Raw genomic sequence first — 10668 nt, forward strand, 5'->3', positions numbered from 1 at the left:
TCAAACTCTCCAATAAAGTGTTTGATATAGCTCATAAAAGTTTGTACTATATAGTACGTTTTTGTTAATCGAAATTAACGTTGGCACGCTTGGTTTTGTTTAGTTTTCAAAGATCATTTACTAGTCATTAGCGACTAGGTATTTATCATACCACCGAGAGTTAACGAAGTCAATAATATTTTTTAAATTTATTATTTCGAAATATCATTTAGTCATTCTTTTATGTGGCAGATACCTAGAATAACTGATATTCATTCCACAGTCAAGATATTTCTTAATAATTTTTATAGATTTTCTGAACAACAAAAAAGCACGGGAAGCCCGTGCCTATATTTAAAGCTATCAATATTTATATGATTGTCCACCATCAATAGGAATAACTGTTGCATTGATGAAGTTTGCTTGATCAGATAGAAGGAACGCTACTAAGTAACCCACTTCTTCCGGTTTACCAAATCGTTTCATTGGATTTGGCTCAACGAATTGTTTTCCTACCTCTTCCCAATTGTCAGGATCCATTTGTTTTAAAGAACCTTCAACCATCGGGGTCATAATGGCACCTGGTGCGATTGCTTTTATACTAATTCCATATTGTCCGTACTCAATTCCGGAGTTTTTCGTTAATCCGACAACACCATGCTTACTTGCTGCATATCCGGATTGATTTCCTACTCCACGGATTCCACCGACAGAAGCAGTATTCACAATTGAACCAAAGCCCTGTTCCTTCATCACTTTCAGTACGTATTTCATGCCATAAAATACACCATTTAAATTGATTGCGACAACTTTTTGAAATTCATCAATGCCGTAATCCTCTGTTAAGTTTTGTTTTCCTTCAATCCCGGCATTATTAAAGAAACTATCGATTTTCCCAAGCTTCGCTACTGTTTCATTTACATAGTTTTCAACAGCTTTTTCGTCTGAAACATCAGCAGTGATAAGTATCACTTCTGCCTTTGGTGAAACTTCCATTACTTTTGATTTTGTTTCTTCTAGAGAAGCTGAGTTCAAATCAACTAATGAGAGTTTTGCTCCTTCTTTTGCGATTTGTAGAGCAGTGGCTTGGCCTAAGCCGGATCCAGCACCTGTAATTAAGACGACTTTTCCATCAAAACGGTTGTTCATTTGATTTTCCTCCTTAGTAGCTTACAATTTAATAGGAATTATGTTCAAAAAAGAAGTTTCTTATTTAATAAAATACATTATTGTGCTGTATACCCGCCATCAACTGTTAACGTATTACCTGTCATAAAGGATGAATCGTCAGATGCTAAGAATAAGACGCCTTTTGCCATTTCTTCTGCTTGTCCTAAACGTTTCATTGGTGTTGCTGCAGCTAATACCTGCTTGCTTTCTTCTGGAATAATTGGGGTATCGATAAAACCAGGGCATAATGCGTTAACACGGATGTTTTTTTCTGCATATTCAAGTGCCAGAGAGCGTGTTAAATTCACAACTCCACCTTTTGCAGCGTTATATGCTGCTGAACCAGGTGAGCCTACCAATCCGTACATAGATGCGGTATTCACAATCGTCCCCCCACCTGTTTTTAACATTTCGCGAATTGATTCTCGTGCCACTAAAAAGACACCATCCAAATCAACATTTACTGTGTTTCTCCATTCTGAGTATTCTAGCTCATGTGAAGGTTGGACGCGACCTATCCCCGCATTGTTGAACACAATATCCACTTTACCGAAAGCTTCAACTGTTTGTTTGAAAATATTAACCACTTCTTCTTCACTTGTAATATTTGCTTTAATAAAAAGAGCTTCTTTATTAAGCGTTTTCAATTCAGTTTCAAACGCCTTTCCCTTTTCTTCATTTAAGTCTACTAATACGACCTTAGCACCTTCTGAAACAAATAGTCGTGCTGTCGCAGCTCCAATTCCAGATGCTCCACCAGTAATCACGGCTACTTTATCTTGTAATCTACCCATTTTACATCCTCCTACTTATATTTTTTTACTATTATGTGTACAATTTAATTCTACTCCTTTGTTTTTGACTAAAAAATCATTAAGATTTTATGAAGTGTCTAATCTTTAGACATTTTTACTCAATCTGTCTATTTTGAGCGAGGTTTTTTTATGAATACACCATCTCAACGACAAAATCGAACAAAAACACATTTGAAGCAAGCATTAATTGCTCTTATAAAAAAAGAAGGCTACCATGCGGTAACTGTAAAGGATATTGTGGATTATGCCGCTTATAATCGCAGTACCTTTTATGTTCATTACCAAGACAAAATTAAGTTAGCAGAAGATTTGCTTGTGTCTATGCTTCAAGGGTTAGAATCTTCGGTAGGCAAACCTTATACACCTGGCCAGAATAATTATACAGAAAACCTAAAAGCACCATCTTTTCATATTGTTTCGTATATTTATCAGAATAGAAATTTCTTTGAACTCATTAACTTTGATGACACAATTCCAGGGCTACATACACGTTTTCCCCAAACGATCTTAAAAATCTATCAAGAACAATTTGTTTTTGAAACAATCGACAATATCCCGGTTAATATGGAGTATTTTAAGCGTTATACGGCCTACGGCTTTTACGGACTTCTTCATAATTGGATTGAAAATGGATTTATTGAGACGGAAGAGGAGTTTATAAGGGAGGTTATTGATCTTACAAAAACACATATTTATTCGTATAAGTATGTTGGGAGAAAATAACTAAAACAACCTTTTATGAGATGGTTTGAACATTTTTCATATTTGACACTTCTGCAATGTTTTTCAACTATTGAAGAAAGGCGTGCTTCAAATAGCACGCCTTTCTTTTTTCAATTCTTATTAATGTGAATTCGTATGTCTTCTCTTAACAGAGTATAATATTCCGCCAGCTAAAACGATCATTAATCCTAGTAGGATAAGATTAAAGCTGTTTGTTGCTGTATTTGGAAGTTCGTTATCTGCTTGAGATGGAATCGGATTAGATTTTGGTTCGCCTTCAAATACACCATACGTACTGAAGTGATCAGTATACACTGAAACTTCACCATTCTTGTATTCTCCACCGATTAGTTCCCATTTATCCTCTGCTTCGTTCCAATAATAAACTTTTACATTTTTAGGATTTTTAATTTGTTTGAGATCAACCTTGAATGTAAGTTTAACTTTTTCACTGAACGTATGATACACTTTGCCATCTGCTTCAATTGTAAAGTCATAAGCAACTAGTGAACCACTTGCTTTCATTTTCTTCACTTTAATATCTACACTTTCTGCTAATGGAAGGATAGAAGTAGGTATTTGCACATCAACGTTTCCGTTACTTATTTCAATTGTTGCTCCAGCAGCTTGTAAAGCTTGAATTTGTTCTTTCGTTAGTGTTAAAGTCGCATTTATTTTATCAACCTCAATCATAACGACTATGCCTTCTTTAAGATCTTCAAGTGCATCTTGATTTACTGTGTACTTGTTTCCTACTTTAGTTACTGGCAGTTTTATAACTTTTCCATCATTTGAGTTGCCCGGATTTTCACCTGGGTTCTCGCCCGGGTTCTCGCCTGGGTTTTCACCCGGATTCTCGCCTGGATTTTCACCTGGATTTTCACCCGGATTCTCGCCTGGATTTTCACCTGGGTTCTCGCCTGGGTTTTCACCTGGATTTTCACCCGGATTCTCGCCTGGGTTTTCACCTGGGTTCTCGCCTGGGTTTTCACCTGGGTTCTCGCCTGGGTTTTCGCCTGGGTTTTCACCTGGTTCGTCTTTTATATCTATAATTCTACCTTCTACTTCTGTTGGAATTGATTCTAAGCTTACTAGATGATCTCTGAAGTTTTCCCAATCTGATAGACCTAAGTCTGTTACTCGTCCTTCTTCATAGGCTTTCGCAAAGACGTCATAACCATCTCCGCCTTTAGCTGTAAAAGCGTTTGTGGCGATTGTGTAAGTTTCTTCGTCTTGAACTTCTACGTACTCACCATTTTCATTTAAATATTTTACGGATACGACACGTTCTCCTGCTGGTTTTGTAGAATCAAATTTCACTTTTCCACCGGCTATGTGTAAGAAACCGCCATTTTCCTCCGGATATTGACTAAAGCTGATTTCAAACGCTGATTTCAACTCAGCACCGGTAAGTTCCATTGTTGCTAATGTATTCGCAAATGGTAGAACTGTAATAACTTCACCGACAGTGATTGGGCCGGCATCAATTGCCGCACGGATACCCCCACCGTTTTGTAAGGCCATGATGACATTTTCCCCAGTGAATGATTTTGCTTTTTCAAGCATTCCATCTGTAATTAAGTTTCCTAAGATGGTCTCATTTTTACGTACACTTGGCTTTGTATTATCTCCGTTTGTACGCGGGTTTTCCAATTCTACCTCAGTTGACACTCCAATCTCTTCTTGTGCTACTTGATCTACTTTTTCTTTATATGGAGCTAGAATGTCTGCAGCTTCCTGGTCAGCTTCTTGGTTTTTAATTGGAATTAATTGACCTGTTTGTGCTACAACTACACCATTTTGATCAAATTCCACATTAAGTGAACCCAGGTTACTGTTGGCATTTCCTGTTTGAACAATAACTGTTGGTGTTTCATCTTCCTCTACTACTGTTGGTTCCGTTAACGCTGTATGGCTGTGTCCACCAACAATAATATCAATACCTTCTACTTCTTTTGCCAGAGTTAAATCATTATCAATTGCCGCGTTATCATCATAACCGATGTGAGTTAATGCAATAATCTTATTTACACCTTGTGCTTCAAGGTCCTTTACAGCTTTTTCAGCTTCTTCTAGGTAGTTTTCAAAAGCGATTGATCCTGGACTTGAAATATCTTGAGTTTCTTCTGTTGTTAAACCGAAGATCCCCACTTTCTCACCATTTACTTCTTTGATAATCCCATTATAAATTTGCCCGTTTTGAACATCCGATGTCACTAAGTCATTAAATAGACCATTGAATTGATCATCTTTCGAGAAATCAACGTTTGCACTGACGAACGGGAAATTTGCACCTTGGATAAATTTCACCAATTTCTCATGACCGGCAGCTGATGAACCTAAATCAAATTCGTGGTTACCAAATGTCATTGCATCAAAGCCCATTAAGTTCATGAGGGCTAAGTCTGCTTCACCTTGGAATTCATTAAAGTATAACGTACCAGTGAATGCATCGCCTGCGTGTAAAAGCAGCGAATTTGGATCTTTAGCTCTTTCTTCTTTTACAGCCGTAACTGTTTTAGGCATGTTATCTAAAGATGCATGTGTATCATTTGTGTGTAGAACTGTTAAGTCAAAGTTGTCCTCTACAATTCGACATTCCACATTGGTTGGGATTGAATCTAAACTTACTAAATGGTCTCTGAAGTTTTCCCAATCTGATAGACCTAAGTCTGTTACACGTCCTTCTTCATAGGCTTTCGCAAAGACGTCATAACCATCGCCGCCTTTAGCTGTAAAAGCGTTTGTGGCGATTGTGTATGTTTCTTCATCTTGAACTTCTACGTACTCACCATTTTCATTTAAATATTTTACAGATACGACACGTTCTCCTGCTGGTTTCGTAGAATCAAATTCCACTTTACCGCCGGCTACATGTAAGAAGCCGCCATTTTCCTCCGGATATTGACTGAAGCTGATTTCAAACGCTTCTTTCAACTCAGCACCAGTTAGGTCCATTGTTGCTAATGTATTCGCGAATGGAAGAACCGTGATTACCTCGCCAACAGTGATAGGTCCAGCGTTAATCGCCGCACGGATACCTCCACCGTTTTGTAAGGCCATGATGACATTTTCCCCAGTGAATGACTTTGCTTTTTCAAGCATTCCATCTGTAATTAAGTTTCCTAAGATGGTCTCATTTTTACGTACACTTGGTTTTGTATTATCTCCATTTGTACGAGGGTTTTCCAATTCTACCTCAGTTGATACTCCAATCTCTTCCTGTGCTACTTGATCTACTTTTTCTTTATATGGAGCTAGTATGTCTGCAGCTTCCTGGTCAGCTTCTTGGTTTTTAATTGGAATTAATTGACCTGTTTGTGCTATAACTACACCATTTTGATCAAATTCCACATTAAGTGAACCCAGGTTGCTATTGGCATTTCCTGTTTGAACAATGACGGTTGGTGTATTGTCTTCTTCAATTACTGTTGGTTCAGATAATGTTGTATGACTATGTCCGCCAACAATTACATCGATGCCATCTACTTCTTTTGCCAGAGTTAAATCATTATCGATTTCAGCATTATCATCATACCCGATATGAGTTAACGCAATAATCTTGTTTACACCTTGTGCTTCAAAATCTTTTACAGCTTTTTCAGCTTCTTCAAGATAGTTTTGGAATGCAATTGATCCTGGACTAGAAATAGCTTCTGTTTCTTCTGTTGTCAAACCGAAGATCCCAACTTTTTCACCGTTCACTTCTTTGATGATGCCATTATAAATTTGTCCGTTTTCTACATCAGCCGTAACTGAGTTATTGAATAAACCATTGAATTTTTCATCCGGTGAGAAATCAACGTTTGCACTGACAAACGGGAATTGTGCACCTTGGATAAATTCCACTAATTTCTGATGCCCTTCAGCTGACGAGCCCAGGTCAAATTCATGGTTACCAAATGTCATCGCATCAAAGCCCATTAGGTTCATTAAGGCTAAGTCTGCTTCACCTTGGAATTCATTAAAGTACAATGTTCCAGTGAATGCATCACCTGCATGTAAAAGTAGTGCATTTGGATCTTTAGCTCTTTCCTCTTTAACTGCAGTAACAGTCTTAGGCATATTTTCTAAAGATGCGTGTGTATCATTTGTGTGAAGTACAGTTAAATCAAAATTGTCCTTTTCTTTGTTCTTTAAATCAACTTGAATCATAACAGGGTCATGATCTGATGCTTGTCCCTGAGCCTCTGTATAGTTCGCATTAATATGGATCATATCTGCTACTGTGCTATTTACGAGATTATTAGAAACTAGAATATGATCAAGTACTTGGTTATTACCTTGGAAGAAATAAGAGAAACGGTCATTTGCCGGAACTGTATCCACCATATTTGTTAATTCGTTACCTTTAAGGATTTCGAATGTTTTTGTAAATTCAAAATCATTCATATCCCCAGCAAGTACTACGTTTAAATCTGGATTTTCCGCTAGTCCTTCATCAATGAAATCATTAATTGCCTGCGCTAATCCATGTCGTTCTGCTTCAGAACTTAATTGTGGAGGCTGGTTTGATCCCCATAACGATTGATCTCCACCCTTAGAATTCAAGTGTGTCCCAATGACAACCACTCGCTCACCTTTGAACTCAAATTCTGCAGCAATTGGTTTACGTGTATTAGGGAATTTAGCTGGATCAATAACACCCGGATTAAGGGTTAAATGACCATCTTCACTCCATCCATTTGCTTGAGTTCCATTACCTTTAGTTGCCTCAACGAATGTAACCCGCTCTGGATTATAAAGATAACCTACACGAATATTTCCACCAGGTGCGCCGCCATTTTCATTATTAACAGGCGCCACATCTGTCCATTCGTATGTCGGGCCGTCAGCCGCTTTGATTGCATCAATTAATCGTTGATAACTTTCTGATGCATCAGTATTACCTGAATCAGTTTCGCCATCATTATCTTGAACTTCTACTAATGTAATAATGTCTGGAGATTTCATATTTTCTACAAATGTTTTTGCAATTCTTTCCACTTTCTCATCTGGTGTATTTGATTTATTATTTGAGAAGTTTTCGATATTGTATGATGCAACAGTTACTTTATCTTCTGCAGGTTCAATATGAGTTACTTCAGGCTCGATGTTAGACTCGATTACCTGAGGTAATGTATCTTTGTTTGTTAATAGTTGAAAACCTGTACTGGAGTAAGATATAACCCCTACAACATCACCATCAAACATATCACCTGATTTGAAGTTATTACCTACATTATCTAAAAATACTTTTTCCGGATTATAATCATCTGCAGCAATATTAAGACCGCCTTGATTATTCAATTCATTGTTCGTTGTGCTCTCAACAATGATTGGAACATCACTTGAGTATGGAGGACCCACTACTTTTGCATTTGGGAATGAAACCCGCATAAATTCTACAGATTCCCAGAAATCAATTCCATCTTCTTCTGGATCAAATGATGTCATCTCATCATTATCAATTACTTTGTTTGGAGGAATGATGTCTTCTCCAACTACTAATGGTGCTGGTAACTCAGCTGTTCCTGTTTTTGTTACTGAACTTGCATCAATTTCAGTTTTGGACAGGTTCGCACCGCCACCATATTCTTGAACCGTTCCATTAACAGATACTTTATCTCCAACAGATAGACCATGAGAAGATTTGTATACTTGGATGGCTTCAGATGTTGCAAGATCATCATCGGGATTTTCATCTTGAATGATAAAAGTTGATCCGCTCACAACATGTGTTACAACACCAGTAATTCCCTCAACTGAAGCGCCTGTATATTCCGATACATGTCCTTTTCCTTGGATATCACGAATTTTTACGCCTTCAGTATTTAAAATTGTGTAAGAAAAGCTGAATACTTCGCTAACTTTTTCACCATTAACAGCAATGGCTTTAATTGTTGTTTTTCCAGTATTCAACGCAATTGGGTCAACATATTTTGCACTTTCTAAAGTTGGTTCTGTGCCATCTGTTGTGTAATAAATCTCGGCACCTTCAATACCTGATTTTAATTCAATTTTTGTGCCTGCAGGTACTGTACCTTGAGCTTGATCCACATAAACTGCCGGTTTGTTTACTAAATCATAGCTTCCAAGACCAAACGTCTTTACATGATAACCATCATTATCAATCGTGCCAATTCCTGTTAAATGAACTTTGTCGCCTTCTTTATAATGTTTAATCAGTTCATTGTAATCAGAACCTGTACGGTTATCATGAATAACTCTTACCTGATCTCCTGATTCCGTTTTAGCTTGGAAAATAGCCGTTCCATAGCTATCACTTTCAAGATTAGTAATTGTGATATTTTCTAATTTAATCAGTTCACCTTGAGTATCCTCATTTACAGCTGTTGGAGCAATAACTTGAGCTTCCGGCAGACTATTACCAGACGAAATAATCTCCATACTAGTCGGTTGAATCTCTAATTCATTCTTATATGTTAATAGCTTACCTGTAATTTTTACTTTATCCCCAGGTTGAACATCTTTCGGGCTGCTGTATACGAGCATTCCTGCTGTGTCGTCTTGCATATAGAACGTATCATAACCCCAAAGTCCATTCTTTGTTGTAGCAATACCTTCAATCGTTACAGTATTGCCTGCACCAGCTTCACGAGCTTCCGCAACTGTTATTGCTTCTACTGGTGCCTCAGGTTCAGTTGGCTCTTCTGGTTCAGATGGTTCCTCTGGTTCAGCTGGTTCCTCTTCAGATTGATATTTTCCTAGATTAGAAAACGTATCTTTCCCTAAATTAGTCCATTCCTTCGCAGGATCAAATGCATCGTTAATAATTGTATCCCCTGCTAGAATATTTTCATTTCTAACTAGAGTTACATCTGCAAGGGTATTATCCACTGAACCGACTTGTCCAATTGAATCAACAACAGCCCCTTCTTTCTTTAGCACGATTTGATCGTTGCCATTGAAATTAATGACATTTTTGCTTTCATCCATATAGTCAGTTACAGCAACAATAGCAGCATTTGCATCTGAACGGGAAATGACATATGTATCACCTGCCGCAAGCTTACCCTCTAACGGTAAAACCTTATCCGTTGTTGTTGTTCCTGTTGTTGCACTTCCACTATTATTATAGTGTTCAAGAGAATATTTACTTAAATCGATTTCGGTACCTGTACCATTGTATAGCTCAATAGCTTTGTTAAAACTAGAGCCCTCAATATATTCCGAGATAAATAAATCAGTAGCTGTTCCACTTTCAGCTTGTACAATCGTATTAGCCGCAGGTGAAAATAAACCTACAAGTAAAACAAACACCATGACAATACTGGCACTCTTTTTATACCTTCTTTTCATGTTTCTCCTCCTTTTTGCAACTTTTTAGGGAAATATGCTGTCGAAACGGTTTTATGATGCTAACTATGAGTCCAACGATTCCAGCCGCTAACTTTCACAAGAAAACGCATGCAATAAATTAATCGCTCTAAGTCTTGTAATACCTGCATCCACCTCATTTTTTTAATATAATTGAGTTTAAGAATCCTTAAAAAAGGGAATTCAATTAAACCGTTTCAACATCATTATATAACGACTCAACAAACTCTTCCCTGTCAAAATTTTATCGTCCTACTATTAACCTAGTATTAATTCATTGTAAAATTTTGACGAATTCTTAGCTTTTTTAACGATAGAATTGTGTATTCTAAAGGTATTAAGCATTAATAGAGTTGCAGCCTTATATAAAAAATCTACCTAGATCATTTTTACTACTGGAAATGTTTTTGATAGATTTTACCTATTCATGTTAGTTCTAAGAGTCTAAAATTTCACGCTAGTTGTAACTTAACATTACATAGTTTTTAAAACCTCATAGAGCTACTCTAGGTAAATAAAAAAACCCTCGTATAGAAGGGTTCCAGACTGTAGACAAACTCATTAAAATTGAGTTTTCCTACAGTCTTTTTTGATTTAAACTTGTATTAAGAAAATCTTGAGGTGATAAATATGCTTTCGAAACATAATTCCATTCAACGAG

At 37.1% G+C, this 10668-nt stretch carries 4 protein-coding genes; 1 reads left to right on the top strand and 3 read right to left on the bottom strand.

Annotated elements, in window-relative coordinates:
* Positions 1 to 342: 342 nt before the first annotated feature.
* A complete protein-coding gene (locus tag LC095_RS26200) occupies positions 343 to 1128 on the bottom strand; it encodes an SDR family oxidoreductase (RefSeq protein ID WP_226530850.1) in 786 nt (261 codons plus the stop codon).
* A 77-nt stretch (positions 1129 to 1205) separates the two neighbouring features.
* Entirely contained in the window at positions 1206 to 1943 is a 738-nt protein-coding gene (locus LC095_RS26205) for an SDR family NAD(P)-dependent oxidoreductase (protein ID WP_226530851.1), read from the bottom strand.
* A gap of 150 nt (positions 1944 to 2093) precedes the next feature.
* On the opposite strand from LC095_RS26205, the gene LC095_RS26210 reads away from it, so the two are divergent.
* Positions 2094 to 2687, top strand: a complete 594-nt coding sequence (locus LC095_RS26210; protein ID WP_226530852.1) for a TetR/AcrR family transcriptional regulator — start codon at positions 2094 to 2096, stop codon at positions 2685 to 2687.
* Positions 2688 to 2807: 120 nt separating this feature from the next.
* Here LC095_RS26210 and LC095_RS26215 read toward each other — a convergent pair whose 3' ends face one another.
* Complete coding sequence (locus LC095_RS26215; protein ID WP_226530853.1) at positions 2808 to 9989, bottom strand: 5'-nucleotidase C-terminal domain-containing protein; 7182 nt, start codon at positions 9987 to 9989, stop codon at positions 2808 to 2810.
* Positions 9990 to 10668 lie beyond the last annotated feature (679 nt).

This window comes from Metabacillus niabensis, from assembly GCF_020524345.1.
GTDB classification, from domain to species: domain Bacteria; phylum Bacillota; class Bacilli; order Bacillales; family Bacillaceae; genus Metabacillus; species Metabacillus niabensis_B.

What these genes read in the sequence shown, in the direction of transcription:
- LC095_RS26200 (WP_226530850.1), bottom strand. Translation starts at nt 1,128, where the DNA reads ATGAACAACCGTTTTGATGGAAAAGTCGTCTTAATTACAGGTGCTGGA.
- LC095_RS26205 (WP_226530851.1), bottom strand. Translation starts at nt 1,943, where the DNA reads ATGGGTAGATTACAAGATAAAGTAGCCGTGATTACTGGTGGAGCATCT.
- LC095_RS26210 (WP_226530852.1), top strand. Translation starts at nt 2,094, where the DNA reads ATGAATACACCATCTCAACGACAAAATCGAACAAAAACACATTTGAAG.
- LC095_RS26215 (WP_226530853.1), bottom strand. Translation starts at nt 9,989, where the DNA reads ATGAAAAGAAGGTATAAAAAGAGTGCCAGTATTGTCATGGTGTTTGTT.